Origin of the sequence: Nostoc sp. (assembly GCF_036917415.1) — a bacterium.
In the GTDB taxonomy this organism is placed as follows: domain Bacteria; phylum Cyanobacteriota; class Cyanobacteriia; order Cyanobacteriales; family Nostocaceae; genus Nostoc.
Map to the genome: position 1 here is coordinate 91,954 of NZ_JBALDJ010000116.1, position 18,106 is coordinate 110,059.

Annotated in this window: 17 protein-coding genes and 1 pseudogene; 7 read left to right on the forward strand and 11 right to left on the reverse strand. The window is 41.1% G+C overall.

Annotated features, from left to right (window positions below; translation table 11 throughout):
• Nucleotides 1-528 precede the first annotated feature (528 nt).
• Nucleotides 529-1,218, forward strand: coding sequence for a peptidoglycan-binding domain-containing protein (locus V7K41_RS27705; protein ID WP_334853445.1), 690 nt, complete (start codon nt 529-531; stop codon nt 1,216-1,218).
• Between the two features lie 31 nt (nt 1,219-1,249).
• On the opposite strand, the gene V7K41_RS27710 is transcribed toward V7K41_RS27705, so the two are convergent.
• Nucleotides 1,250-2,143: an SDH family Clp fold serine proteinase gene (locus V7K41_RS27710; protein WP_334853447.1), complete on the reverse strand. Its 894-nt coding sequence runs from the start codon at nt 2,141-2,143 to the stop codon at nt 1,250-1,252.
• A 112-nt stretch (nt 2,144-2,255) separates the two neighbouring features.
• Entirely contained in the window at nt 2,256-4,148 is a 1,893-nt protein-coding gene (locus V7K41_RS27715; RefSeq protein WP_334853449.1) for a serine/threonine-protein kinase, read from the reverse strand.
• A 294-nt stretch (nt 4,149-4,442) separates the two neighbouring features.
• Between V7K41_RS27715 and V7K41_RS27720 the strand changes: the two genes are divergently transcribed.
• The gene (locus V7K41_RS27720; RefSeq protein ID WP_334853451.1) at nt 4,443-5,363 is read left to right on the forward strand and encodes a Tll0287-like domain-containing protein; all 921 of its coding nucleotides are present in this window, start codon (nt 4,443-4,445) and stop codon (nt 5,361-5,363) included.
• 287 nt (nt 5,364-5,650) lie between these two features.
• Here V7K41_RS27720 and V7K41_RS27725 read toward each other — a convergent pair whose 3' ends face one another.
• On the reverse strand, nt 5,651-6,892 hold the full coding sequence (locus tag V7K41_RS27725; RefSeq protein WP_334853452.1) for a serine/threonine-protein kinase: 1,242 nt from the start codon (nt 6,890-6,892) through the stop codon (nt 5,651-5,653).
• Between the two features lie 357 nt (nt 6,893-7,249).
• Here V7K41_RS27725 and V7K41_RS27730 point away from each other — a divergent pair, with 357 nt between their 5' ends.
• The gene (locus tag V7K41_RS27730) at nt 7,250-7,483 is read left to right on the forward strand and encodes a hypothetical protein (protein WP_334853454.1); all 234 of its coding nucleotides are present in this window, start codon (nt 7,250-7,252) and stop codon (nt 7,481-7,483) included.
• Here V7K41_RS27730 and V7K41_RS27735 read toward each other — a convergent pair.
• From V7K41_RS27735 to radA, 4 genes and pseudogenes are all read right to left on the reverse strand, one after another.
• Nucleotides 7,475-8,287 carry a Uma2 family endonuclease gene (locus V7K41_RS27735; protein ID WP_334853456.1) on the reverse strand — a complete coding sequence of 271 codons (813 nt, stop codon included), beginning with the start codon at nt 8,285-8,287 and terminating at the stop codon, nt 7,475-7,477. The genes V7K41_RS27730 and V7K41_RS27735 overlap by 9 nt on opposite strands.
• 83 nt (nt 8,288-8,370) lie before the next feature.
• Nucleotides 8,371-8,499: pseudogene (locus tag V7K41_RS27740) on the reverse strand (serine/threonine protein kinase); the annotation flags it as partial.
• 262 nt (nt 8,500-8,761) lie between these two features.
• On the reverse strand, nt 8,762-9,490 hold the full coding sequence (locus tag V7K41_RS27745; protein ID WP_334853460.1) for a Uma2 family endonuclease: 729 nt from the start codon (nt 9,488-9,490) through the stop codon (nt 8,762-8,764).
• A 98-nt stretch (nt 9,491-9,588) separates the two neighbouring features.
• Complete coding sequence (gene radA / locus V7K41_RS27750; RefSeq protein ID WP_334853462.1) at nt 9,589-11,112, reverse strand: DNA repair protein RadA; 1,524 nt, start codon at nt 11,110-11,112, stop codon at nt 9,589-9,591.
• Nucleotides 11,113-11,282: 170 nt separating this feature from the next.
• On the opposite strand from radA, the gene rpaB reads away from it, so the two are divergent.
• Nucleotides 11,283-12,011: a response regulator transcription factor RpaB gene (gene rpaB, locus V7K41_RS27755; protein WP_292866575.1), complete on the forward strand. Its 729-nt coding sequence runs from the start codon at nt 11,283-11,285 to the stop codon at nt 12,009-12,011.
• Nucleotides 12,012-12,088: 77 nt separating this feature from the next.
• Nucleotides 12,089-12,748, forward strand: coding sequence for a cofactor assembly of complex C subunit B (locus V7K41_RS27760; protein WP_334853464.1), 660 nt, complete (start codon nt 12,089-12,091; stop codon nt 12,746-12,748).
• 114 nt (nt 12,749-12,862) lie between these two features.
• Here V7K41_RS27760 and V7K41_RS27765 read toward each other — a convergent pair whose 3' ends face one another.
• On the reverse strand, nt 12,863-13,777 hold the full coding sequence (locus tag V7K41_RS27765) for a M48 family metallopeptidase (protein WP_334853466.1): 915 nt from the start codon (nt 13,775-13,777) through the stop codon (nt 12,863-12,865).
• Between the two features lie 155 nt (nt 13,778-13,932).
• Here V7K41_RS27765 and V7K41_RS27770 point away from each other — a divergent pair, with 155 nt between their 5' ends.
• Both V7K41_RS27770 and V7K41_RS27775 read left to right on the forward strand, forming a co-directional pair.
• Entirely contained in the window at nt 13,933-14,451 is a 519-nt protein-coding gene (locus tag V7K41_RS27770) for a DUF456 domain-containing protein (protein WP_334853468.1), read from the forward strand.
• A 554-nt stretch (nt 14,452-15,005) separates the two neighbouring features.
• On the forward strand, nt 15,006-15,674 hold the full coding sequence (locus V7K41_RS27775) for a PEP-CTERM sorting domain-containing protein (protein ID WP_334853470.1): 669 nt from the start codon (nt 15,006-15,008) through the stop codon (nt 15,672-15,674).
• A 286-nt stretch (nt 15,675-15,960) separates the two neighbouring features.
• Here the strand turns inward: V7K41_RS27775 and nblB are convergent, their stop codons facing one another.
• The 3 genes from nblB to mutT all read right to left on the reverse strand — a co-directional run bounded on the left by nblB (nt 15,961) and on the right by mutT (nt 17,790).
• Complete coding sequence (gene nblB / locus V7K41_RS27780; protein ID WP_334853472.1) at nt 15,961-16,626, reverse strand: phycobilisome degradation protein NblB; 666 nt, start codon at nt 16,624-16,626, stop codon at nt 15,961-15,963.
• A 113-nt stretch (nt 16,627-16,739) separates the two neighbouring features.
• Complete coding sequence (locus V7K41_RS27785) at nt 16,740-17,204, reverse strand: CBS domain-containing protein (protein ID WP_334853474.1); 465 nt, start codon at nt 17,202-17,204, stop codon at nt 16,740-16,742.
• 115 nt (nt 17,205-17,319) lie between these two features.
• Complete coding sequence (gene mutT / locus V7K41_RS27790; RefSeq protein WP_334853476.1) at nt 17,320-17,790, reverse strand: 8-oxo-dGTP diphosphatase MutT; 471 nt, start codon at nt 17,788-17,790, stop codon at nt 17,320-17,322.
• Between the last annotated feature and the right edge of the window lie 316 nt (nt 17,791-18,106).

The window sequence follows — 18,106 nt, forward strand, 5'->3', positions numbered from 1 at the left end:
ATCAAAACGGCTTTCTTTTCCCCTGCTCCCTGCCCCCCTGCCTTAACAGCGATGGGATATTTATTTATTTGGAAGTCCCTTATTAATTTTTGGCCCTTTCTAACCAATTACAGCAATTTCCAGTCGAGTAGACCCCAGTAGAAGTACTTCAGCCAAAACAAAACTCCTTTAAAACCTCTTTTCCAACCATAGGCTGAAAATACTCCTCATTGCAGCACAGCCACAGGTAAAGAGACTGCCTTTCACCTTAAGTTAATGCCAATGCACAGATGTGATTTTCTACCGCAGTTTAGTGTTAAAAGGATATATTCGCTTCAAATGATAACCGCTGTATCTTTGCTAATACAAGATACTTCTTTTGATGGATGACAGAAGTTATTTTCCACAGCCTTAGCTAAACTTAACAAAAAAAAATCACAATTTATTCAAAATTCATTAAATAATCGTGAAAAAAGTTATTAAACAAACTTAAAATGCAGCTGTTAATGTTTATGATCCTGCTGATTTAACCCAAAGGAGTTTTTAAGTATGTGGTGTGGGTTTGGAAAATCAAGCGCAACCTTTGCTGTTACTTGCCTGATGACTGCTAGTTTGGTAATTACAGACACAGGTTTTGCAGCCCCTCAAAAAAGTTATACGCCCCAGCAATTCCGTGAGGTATTGCGGGGATTAGGTTATAACGTCAAGGTAACAAATACTGCTTTGACAGACCAGGAAACTAAAAAGGCAATTCGAGAATTTCAGACTGGTTATAAGCTAAAACCAGTTGATGGCATCGCAGGACCAAAAACCCAAAATTTTGCTGCTAACATCGTTCAAATTCTGCACAGAAATTTGAATGCAGTGGTGAAGCCAAATCCTCCCCTGCCGCGCGATCATTTTTATGGTTCCCGCACGGAAGAAGTGGTGAAGGAGTATCAGAAGAAATATCAGTTGCAAGAAACTGGAATTGCGAATTTAGCACTCCGCCAAAAGCTGAATGAAGAAGCAAAGACACTCTTCAGTCAGCCAACGCCTAAACCAACGGCTAAACCAACAACTAAACCGACAGCTAAACCAACAGCGACACCGATGTCTACACCGATGTCTACACCAACAGAGACACCGATGTCTACACCGATGTCTACACCAACAGCGACACCGATGTCTACACCGATGTCTACACCAACAGCGACACCGATGTCTACACCAACAGCGACACCGACAGCTACACCCTAGTCGCCACAAAAAACTCCTACCCCAAAGTCCCTCAAGTAATCTGATTTGGTTCTTCTAAGGGTCTGCCTTTGGGTGTAGGTAGAATTGGACGGCGGTCATTGTAAGGCATAGGAATGTACTGCACGCTGGGTCGTCCTCCTTGTGGCTGTGGGAACAGATCCATGAGATCGTAAATAGAATGGGGCAGTCCGACGGTTACGGGCAGCCCCATTTCTGTTGCTTCTTCAATAGTGATGGGATAGTCGTGGGTGACGCGCCCAGTTGTCAAGGCTTCGATAATCGGTTCGATGTTTTCTGGCAGAACTTTTTGTTTAGGTATACTGTCTTTTAGCAAAGTTCGCACAAATCGCTGTACCTGCTGTATTGCTTTGCGTGAGAGATCAGCCATAATTAGGGTTTGGTCATCAATCTCACTGATGGGTTTATCTTCAACTACTTTCAGGATACTGGCTGCGGGGTAATTGCCTAGTTGTGGATCAACTGGCCCTAAGACAGCGTTAGCATCCATAATAATTTCATCAGAGGCGAGGGCAAGCATTGTACCGCCACTCATAGCATAGTGAGGTACAAAGACTGTGACTTTTGCTTGGTGGCGAATTAACGCTCTGGCGATTTGTTCAGTAGCCAAAACTAAACCGCCAGGAGTGTGCAAAATTAAGTCAATCGGCACATCTGGAGGTGTGAGGCGAATTGCCCGCAATATTTGTTCTGAGTCTTCGATAGTAATGTAGCGAGATATGGGAATTCCCAAAAAGCTAATGGACTCTTGACGGTGAATCAGCAAAATCACTCGACTTTTGCGTTCCTGCTGGAATTCTTGTAAAGCACGCAAGCGCCGATATTCTATTTGACGTTTTTGCCAAAGGGGTTGCAAAGAAGTCAGAAGGAGGAAAATCCAGAATAAATCACCAATACCAAAGCCCATATAATTTTTTATTGTTCAAAAATAACGGTTGCCGTCATTATTGTCACAAATTTGGGGCGATCGGAGTTCTATCTGTAGATTTATAGAAAAATTACGAATTACGAATTATTTATTACCCCCTTCGCCAAATTTTAATAGTGTCGTCATCACTACCGCTAACTAGGGTTTGGCCATCGGGACTGAAGGCGACGCATCTAACATAGTTGGAATGCCCTGTAAGTGTGCTGATTTCTCTACCACTGTGTATGTGCCACAGTTTGATAGTGTTGTCCCAACTGCCACTAGCGAGAAATTGTCCATCCTGGCTAAAGGCAACTGACCAAACTGAATCAGAATGGCCCGTGAGAGTACGAATTTCTTTGCCTGTATTTACGTGCCAGAGTTTAATCGTGTTATCACCACTACCACTGGCGATAATTTCTCCATTTTTGCTGAAGGCGATACAGTTAACAAAGAAGGAATGGCCTGTGAGTGTGTAAATATTTCTGCCTGTGTATATTTGCCACAGTTTAATGGTGTAATCATTACTACTACTAGCCACTAGCTGTCTATCCTGGCTATTGGTTGCAGGCGGCGTTCTCGGAGAGTAAGCGACTGACGAAACTGGGTCGGAATGACCTGTAAAAGTTTGGATTTCTATGCCTGTGTGTACCTGCCACACTTTGACTGTGCAGTCAGCACTGCCACTAGCCAGAAACTTGCCATCTGGACTAAAAGCAACGGAATTCACCCAATTAGCATGACCAGTGAGGGTACGAATTTCTTTACCTGTGTTGACATCCCACAATTTGATTGTATTATCCCAACTGCCGCTAGCTAAGATTCCCCGGTTCAGGTCTGCAACTCCCGCAGATTTGCCGGACTCGCCTTGATAAGAAAGGTTTGAAGAGATTGGGCTAAAGGCGACGGAATGAACCATACTAGAATGACTAGAAGACCAACGACCCAGCTGACGCACTAGCTTACCAGTACCCACTTGCCAAAGTTTGATGGTCTTGTCATTACTGCCACTAGCAATAAATTGCCCATTTGGGCTAATGGCGATCGCATGAACCATACTAGAATGACCTTTGAGGGTCTGTACGCATTTCCAGTTCTGCCGATCTAATACAATAGGTATAGGTAGTTGTAGCTTAGGGGTTATCACTAAAGCAGATGATACTTTTGTTACATATTCCCCTGTCTCAGATCCCAATAAATCCAACCACTCTTGCACAGACTGGGGACGATACGTTGACTCCAGATCCATGCCGCACATAATAGCTTGATTTACCCTGTTGCTGATGTTGGGATTAAAATATTGTGGTGGTTCTAAATTAATATTGTGACGTCTATCATCTGCACTAGTTGGTACAACTGCGGTAAGCAAATTATACAAAGTAGCGGCTAGGGCGTAAATATCAATGTATTCTCCTCGCGGTGCCTCTGATTCATACTGTTCAGGTGGGGCAAAACCAGGAGTACGATACACTGTATGCCTTTGGATCGTATTAGGAACAAACTCTCTAGCGATGCCAAAGTCTATTAGTACTGCTTCTAATTTATCAATGCGGATCATGATGTTGCGTGGTTTGAGATCCCGATGCAACAGTCCTTTAGAATGGATTAGGGTCAAAGCATCACCAATTTGCCGGATGTAAAGTAGCGCTTCTGCTTCTGATAGCACTCCTATTCGCCTCAAGCGCTGTGCCAAGTCTTCCCCTTCGATGTAATCCATCACCATGCAGGGCAAATTTCCCTCATCGAAAATGGTTTCTATCTGTACTATATGAGGATGGTGACACACAGCCAGCCGAACTGCTTCATCACGAAAGTCTTGCCGTAACTTGTTTCGGTGGAGTATCCAGGCGGGGTGATTCAGAATTTCTTCTTTGAGGGTTTTAATCACTCGCTGTTGATTTCGTTGATTTCTGGCAAGATAAGTAATGCCAATTCCGCCTTCACCTAGTTGGCTTTCAATAATGTAGCGTCCCCCGAATAAAGACTTTCCTGCATTCCACACCATTAGTAATATTTTACAATTGCTGGTATTTATTTTGGCACGGTATCAGAACAGCCAATACGAATTTTTGGGAATTCTATTTGAATTGCTGTTGTAGCTTTTGGGAACTTAGTTACTTATATAACATTTTCATTAACCTCAATAATTACTAATAGTATAAAGTTGGATATAGCTTCATAGTTTTGCCTAAACTATGCCTTTACACAAAAAAATGAAAGTTGATTGCTCATGTTAGAGTAAACAGTAACTTTAGACATATTTGTTCATAATAATTTGACTTGTAGGTAATCTAAAATTATGCTAAAGAATCTAAATTTGAAACAAAAATTTACAATTCTGCTACTGGTAATTTTGACATTTGGTCTGAGCTTGAGTGGATTTACTCTTTCTTCTCTACTGAGGGAGAATGCTAAACAAGATATTAGCTCAACTGGTCTCATGCTCATCCAAACCATGAGTTCTGTTCGTAAATATACCAGTGATCAAGTAAATCCAGAGCTAGTTGATAAATTGGCTACTGAGTTTTTGCCGCAAACGGTACCTGGATACTCAGCACGAGAGGTGTTTGAAATTTTACGGAAAACAACAGACTACCGAGATTTCTTTTATAAAGAAGCAACTCTCAATCCCACAAATCTTCGGGATAAGGCTGACAGTTTTGAGACAGATATTGTAGAACAGTTCAGAAATAAATTAGACCTTAAAGAAGTTAGTGGATTTCGCTCAATTCCTGGTGGGGATATCTTTTATATTGCTCGTCCCTTAGCAGTTTCTGAAAAAAGCTGTCTGGTCTGTCATAGTGTACCTGAAGCTGCACCTCAAAGTATGATTAGTCTTTATGGTGCTGCTAATGGATTTGGGTGGAAGCTTAATGAAATTGTTGGCGCTCAGATTATATCAGTACCTGCCAAGAATGTCATCAACAAAGCAAATCAGTCTTCTTTACTAATTATTTTGATTGTATCAGCTATATTTATAGCGACTATCCTGTTAGTCAACTTGTTCTTGAATCGACAAGTTGTGATGCCTCTCAAACGCATGACTCGCATAGCCGAAGAAGTTAGTACGGGACATATGGAAGTTGAATTTGAGCAGATATCTAATGATGAAATCGGTAATTTAGCTAGAGCCTTTAAACGGATGCAGTTAAGTTTAGAAATGGCGATGAAAAGAATCAAGCGTACTCAAGGAAGTACAGGCGATTATAATAATTCGTAATCAGGCTCTCTCAAGACGCTGCGCGTAGCTTGCTTTTTTACAGGTATACGCAGACTCGCTACCGCTATGCTAACGTAATAACCCTCTGTACAAGACTTTGCGTGTAGCTTACTTATCCATAGAAGCATACAGACTCGCTTTGCGCAATACTAACGTTATTAATCTTTGTAAGCAGTATTTAGATCCTGCCAAAAAACCTTGTTACTTTATATTAGCTCTCTTGACTTAAACCCACAGAATTAGTTAAGAGATGAAAAATTATTCCTCAATTCATGATGTTTAAATCTTTATGAAAATAAGCTTTTTTTGAATTCAAAAGCTGCTTGAAAGTTAGGAATTTCCTTAGTTACAAGTTCAATAAATTGGTCAGCTGAAATATAAGGATTGTGAGCTAGTATTTCTTCTATAATCAGATTTGCCATTGGGCCGATGTGGTAGGCTAATTCTTGCTGACAATGTTTGATAAATGCTGGTTGGAGTGAAGATTGTTGTTCGATTCTTTGCCCAGTTTGGGGACTAGTAGGTGAATTAAAAATTGTTTCTTCAGGTTGGTTATATGACTGCGATAGAACCGACATAGCCTGAAATTCAGGGTTAAATACCGTAGCCGGTAAATCATCAACCATGATTGCAGAAGGCATTGCCACTTCTGGTTCTCCAATATACTCTAAATCTCTGAGAACTTCGCTGGCTGTTTGGTATCGCTTATTAGGTCTATCTTCCAACATATAATCAAGTACTTGAGCAAACCCATCAGTAACATAGGTATAATCACGCCAGTTCCATTCAAGTGAATATTGATCCATTAGTAAAGATGGATCTCTAGCTGTGAGTAATACAATAGCAGTTACACCTAAAGCATAAAGGTCACTAGAGGGTGAACATAAACCCAAACTAATCTGTTCGCGGGGAGCATATCCCACTTTGCCGACAAGGGACATTTTACCAACAAACGTTACCTGTTGGTTGGAACTTCTCCCTTCGTTCATGTCAGCAATTTGCTTACCTACCCCGAAATCAATCAGCACTGGCAGATCCTTGCCATCGGGTAACATGATGTTGTCAGGAGAAATATCTCGATGGATAATGTTGTGCTGGTGGACATATTCCAAAACAGGCAGCAGATTCTTTAGCCACTGGATAACTTCGTCTTCAGAGAAATTTCTTCCTTGACGTTGAAGTTCTCCTAGCAGTCTTGAATATGTTTTACCGTCAACATACTCTTGTACTAGGAATAGCCGACCATCTCCTTCAAAGCAAGCCAAAAACTTGGGTATTTGAGGATGTTGCAATTGATGAAGAATTTTAGCTTCTCTTTTAAATAAGTTACGATATTGTTCCAGTCCACTTTCCCCTGTGCCAATGGGTGCAAATTCTTTGAGAACACAGGCTTCATTAAACCGACGAGTGTCAAATGCTAAGTAAGTTCGTCCCAATCCTCCCTGTCCTAGAAGTTTTTGGATAATATAGCGGTTATCGATTAGAGTTCCAGCAACTATTTCTGGCCTTGTCATAGGGGACTGTGACATCATCATCGCACTCCTAGCGATTTTGTTATTGATAAATTATCTAATTTGCTGAAAGTCAGAAACTCTAGCAGATAAAGGCTGATAACATCCTTTAAATTGAGGTTAGCACCACTATCGAGCCAAGGAAATACACTTTTCTACAATTTTCTGATGGTCTTGTGTACCAAATAGACAATTTTAACCTGAGTAATTCGATCGTACTACTAATACTTAAGTATTTTAGCCGCCGCAACATAATCAGTGTCTGCGGTAATATCTGCAAATGTTCAGGGCATCGCCTTTTAGATTTGCTGCTGAACCTTATTTTCCCGTTAGTAACCCAATTGAAACTGCGTTGAGGAACAGTAAGGATATAGCGTGACATCATGGTTTTTCATAAAAACTGAGGTTGCTATAGACTTGCTGAAAGGAATATTATATGTATTTCAAGTGCTAAATATGCGATCGCTCTCAAAAATTAATCTTTCTGAGAACCTATATCATTATCAGATAGCTGCTTCGGCATCGGCTATCAAAGTTTTCAGTGCAGGTGATTCCTCAAAAGCAGAAAATTATGCTGCGTATCATCTAATGCTCTTGAAACTACAATAATTCATCTAGTTCATCAGGATTCACACCTAACTGACGCAAACGTTCTGCTAATTGTTCTGCTTTTCGTTTGGCTTGAGCAGCTTCTTGTTCTGCAATAATAGCTCGTTCAGTTGCAGCAGCAGCTTCCTCTGTAGGTGCAAGAATTAATTCTCCCGTCAAAGTAAACCACCTTAACCACAACCTTTCAATATCTCGAAATGAACCTTGCCATAAGCCTAAACTTAAATCTATCTCTGGCATTAGTAAGCGCCCTTCGGTCAAATTCATCGGTTCATAATGACCGCCTACTAACTGAAATGCCCGGAGTTCATTAATGTAGCGACTAAATACAACATAGTAGGGAATCCGCAAAATTCGCTCATAAACTTCCCATTTGCTAGGAGGTTTATCTGCTGCACTTTCTCTTCTTGTGCCTAAATCTTCGTCTTCTGTACCTGGAGATAATAACTCAATAACCACAAACGGATTTGCTGGCTCTTGCCAAGTTACATAACTTAACCGTAAGTCTTGCCCTTTATATAATTTTCCTACACCTAGTACACCAAACCAATCTGGGCGCTTATACCACAAAGGATGCTGTAAATCATAGTAGAGATTAAGGTCAGCCGCACTGTAAACTAGTTCTGAATTCCAGTTAATGGGCTGAAAAGTTAGGTATAAAAGTAAGGGTTGTAAAAAGTGAAAATCGTCTGGTAAGCCTGGTTCCTCTGGGTTGTCACTTGGTAAATCATACATCGTTGGCAGAGTTTCCCAAGGAGGAAGTGGGGGATCAGATTGAGGAATATAGTGGGGAGAAGAAGTCATATCTTTTATTCTTCAATAGAAGACGATATTTGCTGGGAATTCGTATGCTTTCATGTTGTTTTTATTGTTTGCCAGTCTTACTTACTTTTGATGACTCGCAATTCACCGCGTCGATTATTTGCCAGATAGGTGATGCCAATTCCACCTTCACCCAATTTTCTCTCGATTATGTAGCGATCGCCAAATAACTGCTGCCCTAGATTCCACACCATAGATAAAAACCGTAGTTTTATTGGTATTTATTTTGGCACACGCAAAACTCCGTCTTGTGTCAAGAAAGATCTAAGGCGCTGCTGATGCAGCCTAAAATAAGCAGTGTATTCAATCGTAATCAACCTATGGCGATCGCAGTTGTTAAACCCTCGTCTTGCCTAACAACTGGTATTTAGCCCTACTAATCATTTGTGAGTAAGATCCTCGGCTGGTCAAACAAATCGGAGATCGATGGCTTTCAATTTTTCCTAAAAAATTTCATCACACTTCTGGCTCAATTCCTGCCGTTCGCAATTGTGCTGCTAGTCGTTGGGCGCGTTGTCGTTCTTGTTGGGCGCGTTGTCGTTCTTGTTGAGCTAACTCAGAACCCCAAGGCAAAAGGTTTCCTTGTTCATCCCACCACCGTAACCAGTTTCCTGGGCGATTTTCACGAGTACCTTGCCACACCCCAAGGTAAAGATTCATTTCTGCTATCCAGTAGCGTTGATTTTCATCAGGCTCTTGCAAAATATACTGTTCTGTGTTCTGTAAGCGATACATCTCAAAACTGCCGCTATCTGGCTCAAAGATAATGTAGTTTGGCACTTTTAAGATGCGCTCGTAGAAAAACCATTTTCCTGGGGGATATGTCGCTTTGATAGAATATTCTGTCTCCTGTGTATCGGAAACAAATTCCATCACAATTACGGGAATGTCACCTTGTAATTGAGGTGTGTAACTGCGTATTACTTCTTCTCTACTAACATTAATTTTGGCAATGAAAGCCCAATCAGGAGCTTTAATGACCATTTTGTTGTTTAGAGTCGCACAAATGCCGTAATTAGTTGTTGTTAGGGCGTTAGCTGAAATTTTTCCGGCTAATTGTAGGCTTTCTGTGAGTGCCGCAGCTAAGACTGGTTGGTTGATGTTGTCCACTGGATCGTCGGGGAGTTTGTAATCATCGGGTAGTTTTTCCCAAGTGATTTGGTAGTCTTGGGTGAGGGTTGTCATGGTGGATTGTCCTTTGAGGTGGTGTTAAAGTCGCGGATTTTACGCTGGTGTTTGACTGTTTTAGATCCCCCAACCCCCCTTAAGAAGGGCAGCTATAATTACTCATCTTCATCGGGTTCTAAATCGTCGGCTGTCAATTCTTGATGCGGGATGGCGGCAATAATCGCATCTATTACTTTGGCAACGGGTAAAATCTCGATATCAAGATCGGGGAATTTTTGTCCTTTAGGGACGATCGCTCGTTTAAATCCCAATTTAGCTGCTTCTTTCAACCGCAGTTCCATTTGGGAAACCGATCGCACTTGTCCACCTAACCCAACTTCACCGATTAATACTGTGCCGGGATCGACTATGCGATCGCGGAAACTAGCTACAATTGCGATCGCAATTCCCAAATCTACCGCAGGTTCTTCCACATTCAATCCACCCGCAGAAGCAACGTAAGAATCTAACTTGGACATGGGAATTCCCACTCGTTTTTCTAAGACGGCGAGAATTTGCACTAAGCGGTTGTAGTCTACGCCAGTTCCAGCACGCCGAGGGGAAGGGTAGCTGGTAGGACTCACTAAAGCCTGCAATTCTACAACAATCGGGCGAGTGCCTTCGCAAGCCACGACAATGGCAGTACCTGGTGCTGGATCGTCACGGTTGCCTAAAAATAACTCTGAGGGGTTGGCAACTTCTCGCAATCCATCTGTCACCATTTCAAAGATGCCAATTTCGTGAGTTGCACCGAAGCGGTTTTTGACTGTCCGTAATAACCGATGGGAGGCAAAGCGATCGCCTTCAAAATACAACACCGTATCGACTAAATGTTCTAAAACTTTTGGCCCGGCGATCGCTCCTTCTTTGGTGACGTGTCCCACAATCAGCATGGTGACATCTTCGTGCTTCGCCACTTTCATCAGTGCTGCGGTACATTCCCGTACCTGAGCTACTGAACCTGGTGCAGAAGTCAGCGCCGGAAAAAACACTGTTTGGATACTATCAATCACCGCCACATTTGGTTTGAGAGAGTCTATTTCCCGTAAAATTTCTTCTAAATCTGTTTCTGGCAGTACATATAAATCTGCACCTATACTGTCAGGGTCTATAGGAAGTGTAGTATCTACTACTGTTACCTGATCCTCGTTTACCACACTTAGGGTTTTTGATACTCCCAAACGGGAAGCTCGTAATTTTACCTGCTGTCCCGATTCTTCACCAGTTACGTAAAGGATGCGATATTTCTGTGCTAATTGATTGGATACTTGCAACAATAAAGTCGATTTACCAATACCTGGATCGCCACCAATCAGCACCATAGAGCCAGGGACAACCCCACCTCCAAGCACTCGATCTAATTCTCCATAACCAGACTCCCAACGAGCAATTTGGCGATCGGTAATTTGATCGAATGTTAAAGAGGCTCGCGCTTTAGCTGGTTTACCGTGAGATTTGCCATTGCCTTGAGCTGATTGCCAACTACTCACTCCCCCTCGACTGGGTACATCTACTGAGGATTGAATAGAAATTTGTTCTTCTAGAGAGTTGTAAGTACCGCAAGCTGGACACTTACCAAACCACTGGGGCGATTCTGCTCCACATTCGTTACAAGTGTAAAAAGTTTTTGGCTTTGCCATTCTCAAATCTTATTAAATAATCTTAATATTTACTTAATTCTTGAAAAAAACTAAAAACTAATAATAGTGGTATTTAGAGCTTTTTCCAAATCAATTCATGGAATGATATCTTAATATTATGGTATTAAAAATTAATCATGTGAATTTTTAGTCAAGGAGCCTAGAGAAACTTGGAAAGCCATAAAGAAAAAATCTTGGTGGTAGACGACGAAGCCAGCATTCGCCGGATTTTGGAAACACGCCTTTCCATGATTGGCTACGATGTAGTGACGGCTGGCGACGGGGAAGAAGCTTTGGATACTTTTCGCAAAACAGAGCCTGACCTGGTAGTTTTAGATGTAATGATGCCAAAGCTAGACGGCTATGGTGTATGTCAAGAATTACGAAAAGAATCAGATGTGCCCATTATTATGCTAACAGCCTTGGGTGATGTCGCCGATCGCATCACCGGATTAGAATTAGGTGCTGATGACTATGTAGTTAAACCATTTTCCCCTAAAGAGCTAGAAGCCCGGATTCGCTCGGTGCTGCGGCGAGTAGATAAAAACGGTGCTTCTGGAATTCCCAGTTCTGGGGTAATCCATGTCGCTAATATTAAAATCGATACAAATAAGCGACAAGTCTACAAAGGCGATGAGCGGATTCGATTGACGGGTATGGAGTTCAGCTTGTTAGAGTTGTTAGTCAGTCGCTCTGGAGAAGCTTTTTCTCGTTCGGAAATTTTGCAGGAAGTATGGGGTTATACGCCAGAACGTCATGTAGATACCCGCGTAGTAGATGTGCATATATCACGTTTGCGGGCAAAATTAGAAGATGATCCTAGCAACCCAGAATTGATTCTCACTGCACGGGGTACTGGTTATCTTTTCCAGCGAATTATTGAACCAGGGGAGGAGTGAGGATGAGGGAGCAGGGGAGCAGGGGGCAGGGGGACAAGGAGAATAACCCATGCCCAATGACAAATGACAAATGACAAATGACTAAACCCGATCCAAATCGAGTTTTGCGGCGTCTACCCATTGTCGTGGGTGGGCTAGGCGCTGTGCTTTTACTGATTAACCGTTTATTAACACCGGAATTAACCCAGTCTCAATCGCGTGGTGATGTCGTGGGCGTGATTTTGAGTGCGGTGTTAATTTTGACGGGTTTAATTTGGGAGCAAGTTCAGCCGCGATCGCCTGATATTGTAGAACTAATTGGAGAAGAAGGTTTTGTACTAGCAGCAGATTTACCAGAATCCGTAAAAACAGAGCTAGCCTGGGCATCTCATTTATTGTTGACTAACACAGTAACGCGATCGCTTGTGGTTTTTTATCAAGGTAAAGTTTTGTTGCGTCGCGGGATTCTGGGTACTAAATCTGAAGTTGTGCCAGGAGTAATCTTAAAACAGGTACTCGAAAAACAAAAACCGATTTATCTAGTTGCTCTAAAAATATATCCAGGTAGGTTTGAATTTGATTATTTACCAGAAAATACTCAAGGTGTAATTTGTCAACCTATTGGCAACCAAGGTGCATTAATTTTGGGAGCAAATGCTCCTCGAAGTTACACCAAACAAGATGAAAACTGGATTGCCGGAATAGCTGATAAGCTAGGCGTTACTCTTCGCTCGAATTTATCCAACCAAGCGACTTAATCTAAATTTAGGTTTGTCATCTGTGAGAATAACTCGTAATTGTAATTACTACCTCAAAATTGACTTGCTCGTATCTATAAGTTAATTACGAATTACGAATTACGAATTATTAACTCACCAAGAAGTCAAAAAATTCCAACCTTCCTTTTCTTCTGGTGTTTTTCCTTCTTTTTCTTCTAGTTCTTCCGGTGTCTTTAAATTTGTCTGTTGAATTAAATTATCATAAGCTCCTGAATCAACCCATTTCAATAACTCGCCAGCCCGCATAACTACCCAAGAAAGCCCAGGCTCTGTATAGCTTAATATTTTGGTGACTTTATCTATACTATCAAAGTTATTGGATGCAAACTCACGGGCTTGGACGAGAAAATCTTCCATTACAGCAGTAGTCAAATACTCATCTGGCAAACCTGCGAGTTTCATCAATGTAGTAGTTGCTACATCAATATCCTGACAAGCAAGCATTGCAGCCCGATCGGCAGTGAACCTAGCCATCATCCGCCAATTATACAAACCTAGTTCCATTCCACCAGCTACTAAGCCACCGACTCCCAGTGTGGTACTGCTCAACAAATTTTTCAACGTTGGCATAACAATTGCCATTTGGTGATAAATCATGTGCTTACTCTTGATGCGAGCGATTTCGTGTCCGAAAACATAAAGCAACTCATCTACGCCAAGCCACTCCATTGCATCTAAATTGATACCGACAAGGGGTTTTTCCACGCCAACAATGTAGGTTTGAATGTGACCTGTGCCTCGAAATAGATACAATTCAGGAAGTGGAGTAACATCAAGAATTTGGCAGGTTTCTACAAATGCTTGATGTAATTCGGCAAAATTACGCGGCGAAATTCTGATTTCACTACCAAGGCTTTGCAGTCTTAGTAGGCGATCGATACCGTATTCGTTAATTTTTTTGAGTAGTAGGGAAACACCGGGCATATTTTGCAAAGAAGCCAAGGCTTTGCGATCAAAGGGGTGCTCGTAGGCTTCAGAACTTAGTCCAGTTAATATTTTTCTCGTCATGGGTTTTGAGCTTTTAAATAGCAGTTTAGAAGCATTAGGCAAACTTGCACCACAGTGTACTAGGCATTTTTCGCTATCTTACCCAGATAGAATAAACAGTAGGAGTGCGCAGATGTGCGCCTCTATGAGAAAATTTGAAAATCTACAATTGATCTATGCAAATTATTTATTGGCTATTAGTTGCTGTAATGGTTGTGGGTATTATTGGTGCTGTAGTTCCAGCCATTCCCGGTAGCAGCTTAATTTTAATTGCAATTATCATCTGGGGAATCGTTACTAGTTCCTTTACAGCTATCAAAATTCCACTAATTGTGACAATTATAGTTTTACTGCTCAGTGTCGGAGTAGATTTTTTAGCTAGCTATGTGGGAGCAAAACAAGCTGGAGCTAGCAAGTGGGGGCAAATTGGCGCAATTGTTGGTTTGGTGGTAGGATTTTTGGGATTATTGCCAACTTTACCTTTTGGGGGGCCACTGTTAGGAATTTTACTAGGCCCGCTTTTGGGAGCAATTATTGGTGAGTATCTTTACCGACGTGAATTAGGGTTAGCGGTTAAAGCAGGTATAGGAATTATAGTCGGGTCTTTGGTTGGAAATTTGATTCAAGGGTTGTTAGCGATCGCCGCAGTTGTAGTTTTTGTTGTAACAACCTGGCCACAGGTATTTGGCTCTTAGCATTTGAAAAATCTGACAGATTTGAGAACATTAGTAATAGCTAGCAATTAGCTGTTTACTACAAACATTCAATTTGAGCGCAAAGACTATCCATAGTAAACAAATACAGCAGTTCCTCCCATTTATTCTATGAGAGGAACCGTTTCACTAAATATTGGCAACTAGAAAGATTATAGGTACACTGCATACTCCATTGTTCTAAAATATGGTTGAGTAATTTTAAGTATAAAAAAATATTTATTTTTACCATCACGCAGATAGTTTTTATTAAAGTCAGAGCTATTGCCAATAATTTAAACCCTAGAGAGTAAGAGATATACGAAGCGCAGATATGTAAGAAATGAAAATTTTATGAAGACTATTTATTAGTTGAAGATGTGATGAAGATCACTCAGTAAATATTGCAGGTTCTAAGTCTATGTGATTTTATGGAGATAAGAAATACATCACACAAGTTTCGCTTTCGCTGACAGTATTTTAAATAGATTACTGATAGTAAAGGTCAAGCAATCAATTTCTCTGTTCTAGGTTATTATTAGGACTCTTAAAGGATCATGATTAGTTTAAAATCTAAATTAGTAAACGCGACTCTGGCTGCTACTTTTGCAATTCCCTTGGTTAGTGCTGGGATTTTTACATCTGCTGGTTCAGCTCAAGCTGTAAGCCTGAATGGGAGTATTGGTCTTGATGGTACATCTATCGTTCCTAATGATGGAATTAATCCACTTAAGACTAGCATTAAATTTGTCGATGTTGACGGTGTTGATACTGATGGTGATTTTACAGCCTTCTCACCAAATTTAAACCCAGGCGCAGGTATTACCATTAACACTCTAAATTTAACCAAGATAGCTAATCTATCAGGCACAACAGCTACATACTCTACAGGCGTTTACACTCCATTCATTAATTTCGGATCGCGAACCCTGGGTAGTACTACTGCGCTTCTTAGCTTTGACTTAGATGATTCTGTAGTTACCAGAATTCGGAAATCGGGTACTGACATTAATGACGTAATATTGGATGGGATTACGGGGAAATTTAATTTCAATGGAAAAACTATTGCGACAGGCAATTTGGGCGCTTCTCTTTCTGGAAAGACAAGCACTTACCACTTAACTCTTAACGCAGTTAGCGTTCCTGAGCCAACCACAATGCTAGGCTTAGGTTTAGTTGGTGCTGGCATGGTTATGTCTCGCCGTCGCAAAAGTGTCATTCAATAGTCCGATCCTAAATATAAAAAAGTTACTTTTAATTGCTAAAAGTAACTCTAATTGGTCTATTCGATCTGGCTGGAATGCAAAATTTACCAACCAGGTCGATTTTTTTATCCCGTCAGACAAATCTATATTAAAGGTGAATTTTCTTAACCTTATACCAATTCTGTATGAAGATGCGCTAAACCATAAGTACAAGAAAGAAAAACGAACCGCAAAGGACGCAAAGGACACAGAGAAAAAAGTTAAAAAAGTTTGGCGCAGGCTCACAAAGAAATGGTATTAGATAGACTTAAACTGACTGCAAAGAATTTTTGGCTTCACTTGCGATCGCTTCTACTTCATCATTAGCCAGAGTTTCTAATATAGATTTGGCTTCTGGATTATCCAAACGAGCCAAGGCTTGTACAAGTCTGTAACGAATTTGCCAATCTGGATTGGTAGCATAGGGAGCTAACAGAGGAACAGCTTGTACATCTCCCAAGTCACCCAAAGAACTAATAGCAGCAGTTTGAACTAATTCGTTTTCTGATGAGAGTGCCTCTTTGAGTAGTTCAAAGGCTCGTGGATCGCCCAACTCTCCTAATGTAGCAATAATACTGAATTGTATTAGCCATTCACCAGTTGTATGATACAACTGCTGTAAATCTTCAAAAGCTTCATGTAACTTCAGAGCGCCCAAACAGTCTGCTGCTGCTGCTTGTACATCTACTTCGGAGTCATTAAGTAAGCGATCGCGCAAAATCTCCAAGGATCGCTGTAAATCTTGGGTTCCAAGTGTATCCATTTGACTCACTGCTGTGTAACGGACACGGGAATTGCGATCGCCAATCGCACTTTGAATTAATTCAAAGCCAACCGCAGGTTCCAATTGGCGGATTTGATTTACAGCACGTAAGCGATCGCCTAAATCCTCAGAACTGAGCAATTGCTTAACAGACTCCGGAGTAATACTCATTTAGTTATCCTTGATTTTCAAATGTATAAAAAAGAGTCAAAAGTCAACAGTTAAGTATCAAGAACTAATGACTAATGACTAATGACCAATGACCAATGACCAATGACAGCTGACTAATCTTGACTAGCAGCCATTGCCCGAATAACATCACCACGAGTAAGAATACCAATTACTTGATCTGTACTATCAAGTACTGGCAAGCGGTGAACGCTGCGATCGTGCATGATTGTAGCTGCTTCTTTTAAAGTTTTATCAGGGGAAATAGCGATCGGGTTTTTACTCATCACCTCCCCGACGGTTTGCCCTAGAGCCTTGTGCAAATCACGGTCATACGTAGCAGGATTTTTTAAATAGATAACACTATCAAGAAACATAATGTACGCAGGTGGAGTAACACCAGTTTCTTGCCACATCAAATCGGTTTCCGAGATAATGCCTACCAATTTACCGAGATCGTCCACAACAGGTAGTCCGCTGATATGGCGTTCTGCAAGAATTTGGATAGCTTCCTTGAGTGGAGTTTCCTCCCGGACAACAATAGGATCGCGGCTCATCACATCGGCAACGGTTTTAGGCATTTATTTGCTGACACCTTAAATCAAAGTCCCTGCGCCTATTGTAGAAAATTGCGGGACTCAACCTGATGCAATTAATAGATTGTTACGGGATTAGTCATTAGTCATTGGTCATTAGTCATTGGTCATTGGTCATTGGGCATTGGTTATTAATTATTCTCTTCTGCTCCCCTGCTCCCCTGCTCCCTTTTAATGCAGCAATAATTTGAGTATTTGCTTTCGGAAAAGCAAACTGCTCCAGTTCTTCCAAAGTTACCCAGCGAATTTCATCGGATTCTAAAGCTTGGGGAACACCTGTAACATGTCGGCAGTGATGTACTGTGAGAGTAACGCGCAAGTTTGTATAGCTGTGGTCAATAGTAATCAGATGCTCTCCCACTTCAATTACTATTCCCAGTTCTTCAGAAATTTCCCGTTGAATACATTCTTGAATGGTTTCACCAAGCTCTATTTTACCACCAGGAAATTCCCATAAACCACCCATCGCTCCTTCTGGACGACGGCGGTCAATTAAAATTTGCTTTTGGTCATTCCAAATTACTGCAACACCAATGATTTTATGGGGTGGGAAAGAACTGGTTTCACTCATAATTGGATGGGGAGTAGAGAAAAAATTCCTGAATTTTGACTCTTGACTAATAACAAAACTCGGCAGACTAGTTGTAACTCTGCCGAGTTTAGATTTATTGCAAAGGTCAACAAATGTGCATTAACATTAATAATTTATAAATATGCCTTTAATATCGTATCAAATTAAAAACTTATTATTAATTAAGACCGCAGAGCGTTAGAGCGGAAAAATTTTTATGGTTTCTCCATAAGTTCAGCAATTATAATTAACTAGCTGGACATCATATAATTGATATAATTGATTGAATTAATCAAAAAATTACAGAAGTTCACAG